Origin of the sequence: Arthrobacter sp. (genome assembly GCF_031179385.1) — a bacterium.
Lineage (GTDB): Bacteria > Actinomycetota > Actinomycetes > Actinomycetales > Micrococcaceae > Arthrobacter_D.
Genome location: NZ_JAPSHV010000003.1, coordinates 58,792 through 72,893 on the forward strand (window position 1 = coordinate 58,792; position 14,102 = coordinate 72,893).

Sequence of the window (14,102 nt, forward strand, 5' to 3'; positions counted from 1 at the left end):
CCGATGGAAGGCTTGTGGGGCGTGTTCGCCACAGGCGAGATAGCCCGGTGAGGCAGGAGTGCGTGCCCCGAGACCCAGCTAGCGCTGTGCGGCGCGGTATGCCTCGATGATTTCCGAATTGACCCGTCCCCGCGAGGAAACGTTGTAGCCGTTCGCTTTGGCCCATTCACGGATTTGCGAGGCTTCCTGGTTTCTGGAAGCCGGTGCGCTCTGGCGCTGTTTCGGCTGGCTTTCACGCCGGCCTGCCGAGACATAGCTGGAAAGAGCGCTTCGAAGCTCCTCGGCGTGTGCCGCCGAAAGGTCTATTTCATACTGCGTACCGTCGAGGCCGAACCTCACGGTTTCATCTGCCTCGCCGCCGTCGAGGTCGTCAATCAGGATGATTTTGACTTTCTGCGCCACGATAATCTCCTCAATCGGCCCCGGATCAGTATTCCAGAATAATTATCCTCCGCAATAAAGCCAAACGTCAAAGAGAAAGAATCGAACCTGAGTTCTTACTTCTCCTCGGCTGCGGCATCCTCTTCCGGTGGAAGTTTTGTTATTGCATTCTCCCGATTGGTCCGCTCCACCGATTCCGCTTCCCGCTCGGCCCGGTCCGCATTGAAGATCGCCTTCATGACGAAGTAAAAGATGAGCCCCACTGCGAGGGATGGGAGGAGAACTGTCAAATACTCCATGAATTAACCAAGCTCCGGCTTCAGCAGCGGGAATAGGATCGTTTCCCGGATACCGGCGGAAGTGAAAAGCATGACGAGTCGATCGATTCCCAGGCCGATTCCACCCATCGGCGGGGCTCCGTATTCGAGTGCACGAAGGAAGTCCTCGTCCAGTTGCATGGCTTCCTCGTCCCCGGCAGCCGCGCGCAGCGACTGCTCGGTGAGGCGCTCGCGCTGGATCACCGGGTCAATGAGCTCGGAGAACGCGGTTCCCCTTTCCATCCCTCCGATAATCAGGTCCCAGGCTTCGATCAACTGAGGCTGATCCCGGTGAGGGCGGGCCAACGGCTGGGCAGAGGGCGGGTAATCGTAAACGAACGTCGGCTGCAACAAAGTGGGTTCGACAATTTCACTGAAAAGTTCGAGGACGAGTTTTTCCTCGCCCCACGCGGGATCCACCGAAATTTCCCGTTCGGCTGCGACCGCGAGGAGCGTTTGCTTCGGGGTTTGGGGCGTGATCTCCCGGCCGACGGCTTCCGAGAGTCCGGGATAAACGCCCAACCAGCGCCATTCACCGTCGAGATCAATGGTGCCGGCCGGAGTCTCGATCTGCCTCGAGCCAAGGAGATCCGCGCAATTGAGGATGATCTCCTTCATTCGCTCGGCCATGACGAACTGGTCGGCATAAGCCTCGTAGCACTCGAGCATCGTGAATTCAGGGCTGTGCGTCGAATCAACACCCTCATTGCGGAAAATCCGGCCAATTTCGTAGACTCGGTCGATTCCACCGACGACGGCGCGCTTGAGATAGAGCTCCAGCGCGATGCGCAGAGTCATCTTCTGGTCAAAAGCGTTGACGTGCGTCTCGAATGGACGCGCCGCCGCCCCTCCATGGACGAGCTGCAGAATAGGGGTTTCAACTTCGATGTATTCACGCTGATGCAGGGTCTCCCGGATACTGCGCGTGATCATCGCGCGCGTCCGGACCATCTGCCGCGCTTCCTCCCGCACCAGCAGGTCGACGTAGCGCTGGCGGACCCGGGTCTCCTCATTGACGCCTGCGTGCAGTGTCGGCAGTGGGCGCAGGGCCTTGGACGCCATCATCCAGCCGGAAGCCATGACGGAGAGTTCACCGCGCCGTGAGCTGATGACCTCGCCGGTGACCTGCACATGGTCGCCCAGGTCGACGGTCGCTTTCCAGTCTGCGAGCGCTTCCTCACCCACAGCGGCAAGGCTCAACATGGCCTGCAGACGGGTACCGTCACCCTCCTGCAGGGTTGCGAAGCAGAGCTTTCCCGTGTTGCGCAGGAAGACCACACGCCCGACGACGCTGACGTTCTCCCCCGTCGACTCACCGGCTTCCAGGTCAGCGAAGCGTTCGCGGATCTCAGCCAGCGACGAACTCCGCTCCGGCTTGACGGGATACGGCTCATCACCGCGCTCCAGCAGTCGGGCACGCTTCTCCATGCGGATGCGCATCTGCTCATTGAATTCTTCGGCGGAGAGGATTGGCTCAGTGGTCACGATATCCAAGGTTACCGGTTCAGCTCTGGACGCCCACCGGATCAGCCGCGAGCGGCTGGTTGTCGATGAGCCGAACACTCCCTACGCGGGCGGCGATAAGTGCCAGTCCGTCACCTGTGAAGGGCGTGTCCCGGCAGTTGAAGGCGAGCGGCTCCAGTGTTTCCGGATCCACCACCTCGAAATATTCCAGCTTCACCAGTGGCTGGCTTTCAACCAGCGCGACGGCGGAGTCCAGGTCGAGCGGCTCACACCGGGAGGCTCGCTCGGCCAGGAGCCGCAACGCGCGAGACAGGACGAGGGCGGCCTCTGATTCTGCCGTACTCAGGAACCGGTTACGGCTTGAGAGCGCCAGCCCTTCTGCGGAGCGGACGGTAGGGACCGCCCGGATCTCCGCGGCGAAGTTGAGGTCACGTGCCATCCTGCGGATCAGGGCTAGCTGCTGGGCATCCTTCTGCCCGAAATACGCTCGATATCGGACATCAGCCGCGGGCCATGCCAGATGCAGCAATTTGGCGACAACAGTCAGCATGCCGTCGAAATGTCCCGGCCGGAACTCGCCCTCGAATCTCTCACCGAGCAGACCGGCAGACAGCCGGACCAGCGGCTGGCCGCCGGGATACATCTCTTCCGGTGATGGAGCGAAGATCAGGTCAACCCCGCAGTCTCCCAAAAGTTCGGCATCGGCTTCAAGCGTCCGCGGGTAGCGGTCAAGGTCGTTCGGATCACCGAACTGCAGCGGGTTCACGAAAATGGTGGCCACAACGACGTCGTTCTCTTCCCGCGCGGCGCGGGCAAGCGCCGCGTGACCCTCATGCAGGGCGCCCATGGTGGGAACGAGTCCAAGGCTGCGGCCGCCGGACGTCAGCAACTCGATGGTCGCCGCACGGAGTTCGGCTGCGGTGGAGATGATTCGTGGGCTCATTCGGTTCCTTTCTGCCAGGACGATGTGAGGGCGTCGGTGATCGCCCGTGCCTGGTCGGCGCTGAGCAGGCCTCGATCAACCGCGCGGCGGGCGGTCACCTCGGCGAGCCTGATGTATGCGAGATGGATGTCTTCCGGCACGTCTGTGAGGGCTGCCGCGTGGGCTGCGACCGTTCCGGCGTCACCGCGCGCGACAGGTCCGGTCAGCGCACCCTCACCGCCGGCGAGGGCGTTCTCGAGCGAGGCCCGCATCAGGGGTCCGAGGAGCCGGTCCGGCCGCTCCACTCCTATGCTCGTGAGCAACTGGGTGGACTGCGCGGCGAGGGTTACCAGGTGGTTCGAGGCGTGCGCCAGCGCAGCGTGGTACACAACCCGGTCCTCCTCCTCGATGACCACAGGCTCTGCTCCCATCTCGACCACGAGCGCCTGCGCCACCGGGAGTATCGCGGCCGGTGCCGTGACGCCGAACGTGCAGTCAGGCAACCGTGTGAGGTCCAGGCTCATACCGGTGAAAGTCATCGCCGGATGGAGGGCGAGCGGGATGGCGCCCAGGGCGCGCGCAGATTCGAGGACGGCCGTGCCGAACCGGCCGGAGGTGTGAGCGACGAGCTGCCCCGGCTGCCAGGCACCGACCGCGGCGAGGCCGGAAACGAGTTCCGGGAGGGCGTCGTCGGGCACTGCCAGTAAAACGAGTTCAGCGCGCTCCACGATCGCTGGAATCTCAAGCACCGGGACGCCGGGAAGCAGGTTCTCCGCCCGCTCGCGGCTGGCTTCCGAAACTGCCGAAACGCCGACGACGGCGTGCTCAGCCGCGCGGAGAGCAGCCCCCAGTACTGCTCCCACCCGGCCTGCGCCGATGACCCCGACCCCAAGGCGGCCTGGCTTCCGGCGCGGCTTCTGCGAGCGGGAATCGGGACGGCCCGGAAATTCAGGAACGCTCATGTGCTGGACCCTCCTGGTAGGTCGGCGGCGGAGGCATGACGGGAGTTTCGGGTGGAACGTTCGGTTCTGCGGCGATCTCCTCGGCCGGCACCGGCCGCATCCACTGCTCCGGGACACTGCGCCTGCGGGCCTCCGCGGCCCGGGAGGCCTGCTCATGGAAGAGTCGCCAGGCATCCTCCGCGGCGATCTGCTGCACACGGGGAGCTACCGGTCCCGGCGTGGTGTGGAAGATGAGGTCAGCGACGCCGAACCTGCGTGCCAGCGGTCCCTGGTGCAGTGCCAGCGACTGGGTCCGTTCATGAGGTACGACGGCGAGCTGCCGCCACCAGGCGCCGGACCGGGCCAACAACGCGGTGTCCGTCACGGCCACACCATTTCGCCGCCAGGCCAGCGGGGCAATCAGGCGGGCCCGCTTGGGAGTGGTGATGAAACCGGCGTCGGAATCCCGTCCGGCGAGACCGGCGGAAAAGACCTCAACCGGAGAACCCGTTCCGGGATCGGGGAGCACAAGCGCCATCACCTGGAGGACCTCGTCGAGCGTTCCCACTGGCAGGAGCGTTGCCCGTGCCTGCGCCTCGCCACTGACGGAAGCACCATATCCGGCGACGTTCACGGTGACCTTGTACCAGCCCTTGAGGCGCCATAGCGGTGATTGCACCACGCCTACCGCCTGCACACGCCCGGGCGGCACGGTTTGGGTCCGCGTGTCGAGGAGACCGTAGCGGATCCGGATCCCGTCCGGCGAGATGGCCGCCCGGAAGTTGAAGCCGGTGTTCAGGACGTTCCAGTAGCCGCCAACGACACCGATGAGGATGGGTACGAGAGCTGCAAGCAGTGCGCCCGTATCAAGCACAACGGCGAAGACCACCACGCCGACCAGTCCGAGCAACACCGCCACCGTATTGCCCGAGAGGACCGCCGACCCGATGACCCGCGCCGGCGTGAGGGCGAGCACCTCCCGTTCCGGCGCTTCGGGAATGTCCTGCGGATGCTCGGGGTCCACGACAATTCCTGCCGCACGGGCAAGGATCGTGGCGCGGAGTTTCTCGGCCTCACCCAATCTGAGGAAGGAGAGCCGCACTGCCGATTCGCCGGCGTCGGCCACATCGAACTTCAGCTCCGCGAGCCCGAAAACCCGCGCGAGAAAGGGCTGGACGACGTCGATGGCCTGGACCCTGTCCAGGCGCGCCTGCCGGTGCTGGCGGAAGATGACGCCGGAATTGACCCTCACATGTTCCTCGGTGACCTGATACCGGGTGTAGAACCAGGAGAGGAAGAAACCCGCAGCGATCAGCAGTACAACGCCGGCCCCGATTGCAACAGCAATGGCCAGGTTGTCGACCGATTCTCCCCGGAACCCCCTCGGTTCCCCGATCAGGAGTCCCTCGAACCAGTCCCTTCCCCCGAAAAAGATGAGCGCCGCGATGGCGATCCAGCCGCGCACCAGCGGCGAGATGATGTGCACCCGCTTCCATTCATCCGGCGAGCCGGACAAGATTGCCGGGTCGGGTTCTGCGTTGCTCACAGTCCAGCCAGTTTCGCTTCACCGCGTGCTGAGAGCTGCTCGCGCAGACGTGCTCCCTCGCTTGAAGGAAGCCCGGGGATCTCAGCGTTGGTGCCCGGGGATGCGGTGTGCAGCTTGAGGGTGCACAGCCCGAGGGCGCGTTCGATCGGCCCGACCGCGACATCCACGTACTGCATGCGGCCGTAGGGAACGACCATGGTGCGCTGGAAGAAGATTCCGCTGCGGATCAACAGATCCTCGTTGCGCTCGGCGTAACCGATGGCCCGCACCTGCCTCGGCAGCAGGAGTCCGCGCCAGGCGGCAAAGATGACGACGACGGCAGGCAGCAGCCATGCGAGCAGCAACGGAAGCCGCGGGAGGACACCGGTCAGCAACAGGATGAGCGGCACTGAGAAAATAGCCAGGAAAATGAAGCTGCCGATTGCCCACCCCGCGAGGCGCACCTTCAGATACTTCGGCGACACCCGCGTCCATTCAATGCCCGCCGGATCTATCGGTTCCCTACGCATACTCCCCCTCGCCGCTCTCCCGGGACGTGCCTGATCCGGCCTCGTCATCCGGGGGCAGCTTGCAGAAACTCTCTACGATCAATCCTGTTCCGATCATGACTATGCCACCGGCGATCAACGCCAGCGAACCCCACACCGGACCGAGGTTGCTTCGCACGCCTACCAGGATCAGCTGGTCTGCGAGGATGCCGACGTGCCATCCCGTGGTCAGCGCTCCCGCATAGGCGGTTGCCTGGGCCAGCACCACCGTGCGGGCCGCCAGAATCGGGTTCAGTACCCGGTTGCGGTTGCCCGAGCGCCAACGCCTCACCCTGAACCCGAACACCAGCGTCACGGCGACGACTGCGGCGATTGTGAGGAGGGAGCTGAGCGGAAGCGACGGCGTGGGATAGCCGTTCCTGGTGGCCCACCAGTTGATCAGCCACCCCGCGGCGCCGAACACGAGGCCGATAAGAAAAAGCCAACCTATTCGGATTGATCCCACTGGTTTGTTCAGGCCCCCTCGAACGGTATGAGCCCGGGGAGGTCCTCCGCCTGTTCCGCCAACTCGGTGACAGGCCGCCCGGAAAGGGTTGCGGTTCCGTCCATCCACGCCCAGGGTTGCAGGACGAACGCCCGCTCAGCCGCCCGGGGATGCGGCAGCGTCAGCCTCTCATCTTCCAGCACGAGGTCACCGTAGGTGATGATGTCCACGTCGAGCGTCCTGGGACCCCACCGTACGATTCGCACCCGGTGGTGTTTGTTTTCCACTGCCTGGCAGTGGTCGAGCAGTTCATATGGCCCGAGATCGGTTTCGATCTCGACCACCATGTTGAGGTAGTCGGGCTGCTCCGGACCGCCGACCGCTTTGGTCTGCACGATCGGCGAGACTTCCCGCAACCGGACGTTCGGGGAATCGACAAGGTCAGCAACGGCGAGGGAGAGGGTGTCCCGGCTTTCCCCGAGGTTGCTGCCCAGCGCGAGTATTGCCCGCACCGTACCGCTCATGTGCGCTCCCGATAGATCGAGACCGCAACGTCCCCGAACGGAACCTCGATGGGTGCCTTCGGCTTGTGAACGGTGACTTCAACGGCTTCCACGGCGAAGGTTGCCAGAACGGAGGAAGCGATGCGCTCTGCAAGAGACTCGATCAAATCGAGCGGCTCGCCGGTGATGAGCTCCACGATCTGCTCGGCCAGCTCCCCGTAATGAGCGGTTTTGGTGAGGTCATCGCTCTGCCCCGCGGGCCGCAGGTCAAGATGAAGTACGACGTCGACAACGAAGGGCTGCCCATCGCGCCGCTCATGCTCGAAAACGCCATGATGGCCGACGGCGGTGATACCCGTCAGGGTGATTGTGTCCTGCCGCGCGGGCAGGCTGGGCGCCATAGCCGCCTACCTGGTCCAGGCTGCGGCGACCTTGACCGCATCCAGGTTCGCCGCGACGTCGTGCACGCGGACGCACCATGCGCCGTGGGCGGCAGCGAGGGCGGTGACCGCAATGCTGGCGCTGTCGCGTTCCGACGGAGGGGCCGCTTTGCCCGCCGAACTGAGCAGCGAGCCGAGGAAGCGCTTGCGGGAGGCGCCGACGAGGATGCGATGGCCGAGGACTTCCAACCGTTCCAGCGAACCCAGCAGCGCCCAGTTGTGGCTGTCGTTCTTGGCGAAGCCGATTCCGGGATCGACGATGATCTGCTCCTGCGATACTCCGGCGGCGTAGAACTTCTCCCGGATGTTGGTGAGCTCTGTAATCACGTCGTCAACGACGTCGTCGTAGTTGGCGAATGTCGCCATGGTCTGCGGGTTGCCGCGCTGGTGCATCAGGACGTAGTGGACACCGCGTTCGGCCACGAGGTCGGGCATCTCCGGATCGAATTCCAGCCCGGAGACGTCGTTGATGATGGCCGCGCCGGCCTCGATTGCCTTCGCTGCGGTGGACGCGTTCATAGTGTCGACGCTGACGAGCGCGCCGGCCTTCACGAGGGTTGAGATGACAGGGATGATGCGCTTCTGTTCGTCTTCGGCCGAGATGCGATCAGCGTTCGGACGGGTGGATTCCCCACCAACGTCCACGATGTCGGCTCCCGCGTAGTGCATGCGGAGACCCTCTGCAATGGCGTCATCCGCTGTCGCGAACTTGCCTCCGTCACTGAAGGAATCGGGGGTGACATTGAGAATCCCCATCACCAGCGACCGATCGGTAGGCAGATCCGCGAAGGACTTGCGGACCCGGGTCGGACGCAGGACTGGAATGGGCGAAGTTGCCGGTCCGGTTCCTGGAGCTGCCGCGAGTGAATCCATGAAGTTGCTGTGTCCTATCTTCCGAGTATCAGGCTCATGGCCTCGGCCCGTGTGGCGGCGTCCCGCACCTGCCCACGCACCGCCGAGGTGACCGTTTTTGCTCCTGGCTTGCGGATCCCCCGCATTGACATGCACATGTGCTCGCACTCGATGACTACTATGGCGCCCTTTGGTTGCAGGTACTCCATCAGCGCATCAACGATCTGCGTGGTGAGGCGTTCCTGAACCTGCGGCCGCCTCGCGAAGATTTCCACCAGTCGCGCCAGCTTGCTCAGACCGGTGACCTTGCCGTCATCAGAGGGGATGTACCCGATGTGGGCTGACCCGTGGAATGGTACTAGGTGATGCTCGCAGGTCGAGTAGAACGGGATGTCCTTGACCAGGACAAGTTCTTCGTGATCGATGTCGAAGGTTGTCGACAGGATGTCTTTCGGGTCCTGATGGATACCGGCGAAAAACTCGGCGTAAGCCCGGGCCACCCGCTTCGGGGTGTCCAGCAGTCCATCCCGAAGCGGATCCTCACCGATCGCCGCAAGGATCTCACGGACCGCTCGCTCGATTCTCGGCTGATCTACCGTGGAACCACTGGCCGCCAGCGCGGCATCAACCATCTCATCGTCAAAATCGGTCACGCCAAGAATCCTATCCCGGCCCGTGTGGCCGTCCCGCTAGTCGTTACGAGGCTTGACCGGGCCCCTGTGGGCGGTCGGCACCGGTATTTCCGGTTGTTCCGCCCTTGTCCTGCGGTTCGGTTTCGGGTTCCGGCAGCCCATCACCGGTGACGTCGAAGTCAGCCGGGAGGTTTGCGTCGGCGATTTGGTCCTGCGGTGACACGCTCTCCGGATCCGGTTCGCCGGCAGCCTCGGCTTCCTCACGCTCGCGGGGGGTGACCACCGGGGGCAGCGAATGCACGGGCCGACTGTCCTTCGACAGCCAGATGCTGCGTGCGTCCCGCTTGCGGATGTCGGCGAAGACCTCTGCGATTTCTGCCTGATTCAGCGTCTCCCGTTCAAGCAGTTCGAGAGCCAGCCGGTCCAGGACGTCACGGTTCTCGGTGAGGATCGCGTACGCCTCGTCGTGAGCATTGTCGACGAGGCGGCGCACCTCTTCGTCGACGATGTAGGCGATGTGATCGGAGTAGTTGCGCTCGTGGCTCATGTCGCGGCCCAGGAACGGCTCGCCGCCGCCCTGCCCGAGCTTCACGGCACCGATGCGCTCGCTCATGCCGTACTGCGTGACCATTTTCCGGGCCGTCGCCGTAGCCTTCTCGATGTCATTGGAAGCACCGGTTGAGGGATCGTGGAAGACGATCTCCTCGGCCACGCGGCCGCCCATGGCGTACGCCAGCTGGTCGAGCAGCTCGTTTCGCGTGATCGAGTACTTGTCATCGGCGGGCAGCACCATGGTGTAGCCGAGCGCGCGACCGCGGGGCAGGATGGTCACCTTGGTGACCGGATCCGTGTTGCGCAGGGCGGCAGCAACAAGCGCGTGACCGCCCTCGTGGTAGGCCGTGATCTTCCGCTCCAGCTCCTTCATGACGCGGCTGCGCTTCTGCGGTCCGGCAATCACCCGGTCAATAGCCTCGTCAAGAGCACGGTCATCGATGAGCTGGGCGTTGGACCGCGCTGTGAGCAGGGCGGCCTCGTTCAACACGTTCGCAAGGTCGGCACCGGTGAAGCCGGGTGTCTTCTTCGCGACGGACTGAAGGTCGACGCCGGGCGCCATCGGCTTACCCTTTGAATGAACCTGCAGGATGCGGTGGCGCCCGCCCATGTCCGGAGCCTCGACGCCGATCTGCCGGTCGAACCGGCCCGGTCGCAGCAGCGCCGGGTCAAGCACGTCGGGGCGGTTGGTCGCCGCGATAAGGATGACGTTGGTGGTCGCGTCGAATCCGTCCATCTCGACCAGGAGCTGGTTCAGGGTCTGCTCGCGTTCGTCATTGCCGCCGCCCACGCCCGCACCGCGGTGGCGGCCGACGGCGTCGATCTCGTCCACGAAGATGATCGCGGGAGCGTTCGACTTGGCCTGCTCGAACAGGTCACGGACACGGGAGGCACCGACGCCGACGAACATCTCCACGAAGTCCGAACCGGAAATCGAATAGAAAGGCACTCCTGCCTCACCGGCAACCGCGCGGGCAAGAAGGGTCTTACCGGTTCCCGGAGGGCCGTACAGAAGGACGCCTTTGGGAATCTTTGCGCCGAGGGCCTGGAACTTTGCAGGCTCCTGCAGGAATTCCTTGATCTCGTGAAGTTCTTCGACCGCCTCGTCGGCACCGGCTACGTCGTTGAACGTCACCTGCGGCATGTCCTTATTGATGAGCTTGGCCTTTGACTTGCCGAACTGCATCACCTTGGAGCCACCGCCCTGCATCCTGCTGAGCAGGAACCAGAAGATCACACCAAGGATCAGAATGGGCAGGATCAGTCCGAGGATGCTGGTGAACCAGTTGTTCTCGACAGGCTGGTCGGTGAAGCCGTCAACCTCGGAGCTGTTGATGGCGTCGACCACATCTTCAGCACGGGCAGCGCTGAAGAAGAAGGAGATGTTCCGGCCGAGGTCTTCATACTCATCGCGCAGGGTGAGGTCGACGCGCTGTTCGCCGTCGTAAATCTTGGCCTGCTCCACTTCATTGCTGGAAAGGAGTTCCAGGCCGACATTGGTGTCGACGCGGGCGCCGCTGGTGTTGAACACGGAAGGCAGGATGACCAGGAGTGCAGCGACAGCCAGCACGATCCAAAAGATCGGTCCTTTGAAAATGTTCTTGAATTTCATTCAACTCAGGGCTGAGTGCCCTGTCCCTCCTGCTTAACGGCCACGATGGCGCCCGGTTGTCACGCTGCGCATCCCCAGTGAGGTGCACCCAACGTGCTACCAGCTTTACATTCCCTGCAGAATCCACGCGCATGCAGGGCGGAAAGTTCCCTCTGGGCGTACAGGACCGCCGTTTTACTCGTAGACGTGGGGCGCAAGCGTACCGATGAAGTCCAGGTTGCGGTACTTCTCCGCGAAGTCCAGTCCGTACCCGACCACGAACTCGTTGGGGATGTCGTAGCCGACGTACTTCACGTCGATGGCGACCTTCGCAGCATCCGGCTTGCGCAGCAGGGTGCAGATTTCCACCGAGGCGGGCCCACGCGAGAGCAGGTTCGCCTTGAGCCAGGAAAGCGTAAGCCCGGAGTCGATGATGTCCTCGACGATCAGGACATGCTTGCCCATCAGGTCCGTCTCGAGGTCCTTGAGGATCCGTACGACGCCCGAGGACTGGGTTCCGGAGCCATAGGAGGACACCGCCATCCAGTCCATGGTGATGTGGGAGTGCATGGCGCGGGCGAGGTCCGCCATGATCATTACGGCGCCCTTCAGCACACCGACGATGAGCACGTCCCGGTCGGAGTAATCGCGGTCAATCTCCGCGGCCAGCTCCTGCACGCGTTGCTGAATCTCTTCCTTGGTGTAGAGAACGTGCTTGAGGTCCGACTGAACGTCGTTTGAATCCACCAATTGCTCCCGGATTTAGAGGTTTTTTCTAAGGACAAGACTGCCATAGCTTGGGTCCCCTTGGGGAACCCGGGAACCCCTCACCTGACGGTAGGCGCTCACCTTCCCGCCGAGCTGCACCGGACCCGCCGAACCGGTGCGCCGCAGCAGGTTTTCGGCGGCCAGCAGCCGCTCGAAACTCGGTTGCACGCCGCCCAGTTCGACGACGGCGAGCGCCAAGACCCGCTGCCGGATCGCAGGCGGCAGGGCACGCAGGGCGTCCTCGGACAGCAAGAGCTGCGCACCGTCGTCGTGCTCTGTGTTGTCAGCCTCCGCGCTGACCGCCGGCTTTCTGAGCCGTTCATACTCCGACGCGGCGAGTTCGTCCAGATAGGCGGCGTCCTGGGCGAGGATGCGGGACGTGCGGTAGAGCGATTCGGCGATGCCGGGACCGAGCGCGTCCTCCAGATATGGCAGCACCTGCGTGCGTACGCGTGAGCGGGTCAGTGCGGGATCGGTGTTGGTGGGGTCATGCCACGGCATCAGCCCCATGAACCGGCAGATTTCTTCTGTCTCCATGCGCCGCAGGCCAAGGAACGGTCGCAGATAGACTCCCCGCCGGGCCGGCATCCCGCTGAGCGAACGCGTCCCGGAGCCGCGCGCCAGGCCGAGCAGTACCTGCTCCGCCTGGTCGTCGAGCGTGTGGCCGAGCAGGACGGCCGCGGCTCCCTGCTGTTCTACAGCTGCGTCAAGGGCTTCGTAGCGTGCTGTCCTGGCTGCCGCCTCGGGACCCATCCCGGTAGTGGCCACCCGGACCCGACGCACCTCCACCCCGTCGAGGCCCAGTCCGGCGAGTTGAGTCCGTGCCGATTCTGCGACGTCAGCACTGTCCGGCTGCAGCCCATGATCGACGACGACGGCACCTACCCGGTACTGCCCGCTGTGCTCGAAGTAGGCGGCAGTGGCCGCCAGCGCCAGCGAATCCGTGCCGCCGCTGCAGGCCACCAGGATGCGGGATCCCAGGGCGATCCGTGCTTCGTCAAGCGCAGCACGGATGAGATTCCTCGCCGTGCCAACCGTAGGGCTGAGTCGTGGGCGCCGGGTCACAGCCCCATCCGGCGGATCCACTCTGTGGGGGCGTGGATCTCCTTCTCCGTGGGAAGGTTCTCCGCCCGCTCCCAGACCCTGTTGAAGCCTTCCATGCCGGCTGCGTCAACCACCGCGCGGACAAAGCGGGCACCGTCGCTGTACTGGCGCATCTTGGCATCCAGGCCCAGGAGGCGGCGAATGAACTTCTCCACCGGTCCCCTGGTCTTCCCGCGGGCATTGAACCGGCGGCGAATGGTCTTGACTGTGGGCACGATGCTGGAGTCGACGGCGTCCATCACCACGTTGGCGTGCCCTTCCAACAAACTCATGACGGCGGTGAGGTGTGAGAGGCGCGCCTTGTCTTCCGGGTCCTGGAGCAGGGACAGGATACCGCCGTCGCCGGGCGGCACGCCGTCGTCGTCGTGCTGTTCCTGATTGTTCTGCTGACCGCGGGAGGGCAGCGACTTCAGCGCGTTGGCAAGGCGCTCGGCCAGTGTGTCGGCCTTGTCTGCCAGCCCGACCGTGAGCTTTGATATGTGCTCCATCATGTGGTCTTTCAGCCACGGAGCAGCGGCGAACTGCACCCGGTGCGTCTGCTCATGGAGGCACACCCAGAGCCGGAAATCAGCCGGTTCGACGTTCAGTTCCCGCTCCACGGACACGATGTTCGGTGCCACGAGCATGAGGCGACCGCCCGGACCGCGTGCAGAGGCGACAAAGGGATCGTACTGGCCAAGCACCTTGCTCGAGAGGAAGGCCAGGATGGCGCCCATCTGAGCGCCCGTGACCGTGCCGCCGAGTGCGGCGTTCGCGGCTTTCAGCTGCTCGGCCTTGGTGTCTGCGAGGTGTTTGATGGCCGGTGCCATCAACGTCTTGAAGCTCTGGGTGTTGGCCTTGGCCCAGGATGCACGGTCCACGATGATCAGGTCCGAATCCCGAAGGTCCCGTGCTGCCTCCAGCCCGGTGATGCGGTGGACGTGCTCAACCGAGAGATCAGCCAGCTCCCGCAGATTGTCGACGACGGAGCGGACCTCCCGGGCACTCAGCTTCGGACCCGGAGGCGTAAGTTTCGCTGCCGTGGTCGCGGCGAGATCCCAGTTGACGAGCTGAAGAGGGGCGTTGCTGTCCATGGTGGCCATTCGACCACATTAGTCTGGGAAGCCGCTTGGGGGCG

At 64.0% G+C, this 14,102-nt stretch carries 16 protein-coding genes; all 16 read right to left on the reverse strand.

The window, feature by feature from the left end; genetic code table 11:
• Positions 1–78: 78 nt before the first annotated feature.
• The gene (locus RIF85_RS01335) at positions 79–402 is read right to left on the reverse strand and encodes an Lsr2 family protein (RefSeq protein WP_309070100.1); all 324 of its coding nucleotides are present in this window, start codon (positions 400–402) and stop codon (positions 79–81) included.
• A 95-nt stretch (positions 403–497) separates the two neighbouring features.
• The gene (locus tag RIF85_RS01340) at positions 498–680 is read right to left on the reverse strand and encodes a hypothetical protein (RefSeq protein WP_309070101.1); all 183 of its coding nucleotides are present in this window, start codon (positions 678–680) and stop codon (positions 498–500) included.
• A 3-nt stretch (positions 681–683) separates the two neighbouring features.
• Positions 684–2,138: a lysine--tRNA ligase gene (gene lysS / locus RIF85_RS01345; RefSeq protein ID WP_309070134.1), complete on the reverse strand. Its 1,455-nt coding sequence runs from the start codon at positions 2,136–2,138 to the stop codon at positions 684–686.
• A gap of 64 nt (positions 2,139–2,202) precedes the next feature.
• Positions 2,203–3,105 carry a pantoate--beta-alanine ligase gene (gene panC / locus RIF85_RS01350; RefSeq protein WP_309070102.1) on the reverse strand — a complete coding sequence of 301 codons (903 nt, stop codon included), beginning with the start codon at positions 3,103–3,105 and terminating at the stop codon, positions 2,203–2,205.
• Positions 3,102–4,046, reverse strand: coding sequence for a DUF2520 domain-containing protein (locus RIF85_RS01355; protein ID WP_309070103.1), 945 nt, complete (start codon positions 4,044–4,046; stop codon positions 3,102–3,104). Before RIF85_RS01355 ends, panC begins: the two co-directional genes overlap by 4 nt.
• Positions 4,033–5,571, reverse strand: a complete 1,539-nt coding sequence (locus RIF85_RS01360) for a PH domain-containing protein (RefSeq protein WP_309070104.1) — start codon at positions 5,569–5,571, stop codon at positions 4,033–4,035. Before RIF85_RS01360 ends, RIF85_RS01355 begins: the two co-directional genes overlap by 14 nt.
• Positions 5,568–6,080: a PH domain-containing protein gene (locus RIF85_RS01365; protein ID WP_309070105.1), complete on the reverse strand. Its 513-nt coding sequence runs from the start codon at positions 6,078–6,080 to the stop codon at positions 5,568–5,570. Before RIF85_RS01365 ends, RIF85_RS01360 begins: the two co-directional genes overlap by 4 nt.
• The gene (locus RIF85_RS01370; RefSeq protein WP_375164374.1) at positions 6,073–6,522 is read right to left on the reverse strand and encodes a DUF3180 domain-containing protein; all 450 of its coding nucleotides are present in this window, start codon (positions 6,520–6,522) and stop codon (positions 6,073–6,075) included. Before RIF85_RS01370 ends, RIF85_RS01365 begins: the two co-directional genes overlap by 8 nt.
• 50 nt (positions 6,523–6,572) lie before the next feature.
• Positions 6,573–7,067, reverse strand: coding sequence for a 2-amino-4-hydroxy-6-hydroxymethyldihydropteridine diphosphokinase (folK, locus tag RIF85_RS01375; RefSeq protein WP_309070107.1), 495 nt, complete (start codon positions 7,065–7,067; stop codon positions 6,573–6,575).
• Positions 7,064–7,447 carry a dihydroneopterin aldolase gene (gene folB / locus RIF85_RS01380; RefSeq protein WP_309070108.1) on the reverse strand — a complete coding sequence of 128 codons (384 nt, stop codon included), beginning with the start codon at positions 7,445–7,447 and terminating at the stop codon, positions 7,064–7,066. Before folB ends, folK begins: the two co-directional genes overlap by 4 nt.
• A gap of 6 nt (positions 7,448–7,453) precedes the next feature.
• The gene (gene folP / locus RIF85_RS01385; protein WP_309070109.1) at positions 7,454–8,359 is read right to left on the reverse strand and encodes a dihydropteroate synthase; all 906 of its coding nucleotides are present in this window, start codon (positions 8,357–8,359) and stop codon (positions 7,454–7,456) included.
• 14 nt (positions 8,360–8,373) lie between these two features.
• The gene (gene folE / locus RIF85_RS01390; RefSeq protein WP_309070110.1) at positions 8,374–8,991 is read right to left on the reverse strand and encodes a GTP cyclohydrolase I FolE; all 618 of its coding nucleotides are present in this window, start codon (positions 8,989–8,991) and stop codon (positions 8,374–8,376) included.
• 43 nt (positions 8,992–9,034) lie between these two features.
• Positions 9,035–11,134, reverse strand: coding sequence for an ATP-dependent zinc metalloprotease FtsH (ftsH, locus tag RIF85_RS01395; protein WP_309070111.1), 2,100 nt, complete (start codon positions 11,132–11,134; stop codon positions 9,035–9,037).
• 174 nt (positions 11,135–11,308) lie between these two features.
• Positions 11,309–11,860: a hypoxanthine phosphoribosyltransferase gene (gene hpt, locus RIF85_RS01400; RefSeq protein WP_309070112.1), complete on the reverse strand. Its 552-nt coding sequence runs from the start codon at positions 11,858–11,860 to the stop codon at positions 11,309–11,311.
• Positions 11,861–11,875: 15 nt separating this feature from the next.
• On the reverse strand, positions 11,876–12,946 hold the full coding sequence (tilS, locus tag RIF85_RS01405) for a tRNA lysidine(34) synthetase TilS (RefSeq protein ID WP_309070113.1): 1,071 nt from the start codon (positions 12,944–12,946) through the stop codon (positions 11,876–11,878).
• Positions 12,943–14,067: a zinc-dependent metalloprotease gene (locus tag RIF85_RS01410; protein ID WP_309070114.1), complete on the reverse strand. Its 1,125-nt coding sequence runs from the start codon at positions 14,065–14,067 to the stop codon at positions 12,943–12,945. Before RIF85_RS01410 ends, tilS begins: the two co-directional genes overlap by 4 nt.
• Between the last annotated feature and the right edge of the window lie 35 nt (positions 14,068–14,102).

Bases quoted from the DNA above. Each gene is read 5' to 3' on its own strand.
- folK (WP_309070107.1), bottom strand. From the start codon at position 7,067: ATGAGCGGTACGGTGCGGGCAATACTCGCGCTGGGCAGCAACCTCGGG.
- lysS (WP_309070134.1), bottom strand. From the start codon at position 2,138: ATGCGCATCCGCATGGAGAAGCGTGCCCGACTGCTGGAGCGCGGTGAT.
- RIF85_RS01365 (WP_309070105.1), bottom strand. From the start codon at position 6,080: ATGCGTAGGGAACCGATAGATCCGGCGGGCATTGAATGGACGCGGGTG.
- RIF85_RS01410 (WP_309070114.1), bottom strand. From the start codon at position 14,067: ATGGCCACCATGGACAGCAACGCCCCTCTTCAGCTCGTCAACTGGGAT.
- ftsH (WP_309070111.1), bottom strand. From the start codon at position 11,134: ATGAAATTCAAGAACATTTTCAAAGGACCGATCTTTTGGATCGTGCTG.
- RIF85_RS01355 (WP_309070103.1), bottom strand. From the start codon at position 4,046: ATGAGCGTTCCTGAATTTCCGGGCCGTCCCGATTCCCGCTCGCAGAAG.
- folP (WP_309070109.1), bottom strand. From the start codon at position 8,359: ATGGATTCACTCGCGGCAGCTCCAGGAACCGGACCGGCAACTTCGCCC.
- panC (WP_309070102.1), bottom strand. From the start codon at position 3,105: ATGAGCCCACGAATCATCTCCACCGCAGCCGAACTCCGTGCGGCGACC.
- folB (WP_309070108.1), bottom strand. From the start codon at position 7,447: ATGGCGCCCAGCCTGCCCGCGCGGCAGGACACAATCACCCTGACGGGT.
- RIF85_RS01340 (WP_309070101.1), bottom strand. From the start codon at position 680: ATGGAGTATTTGACAGTTCTCCTCCCATCCCTCGCAGTGGGGCTCATC.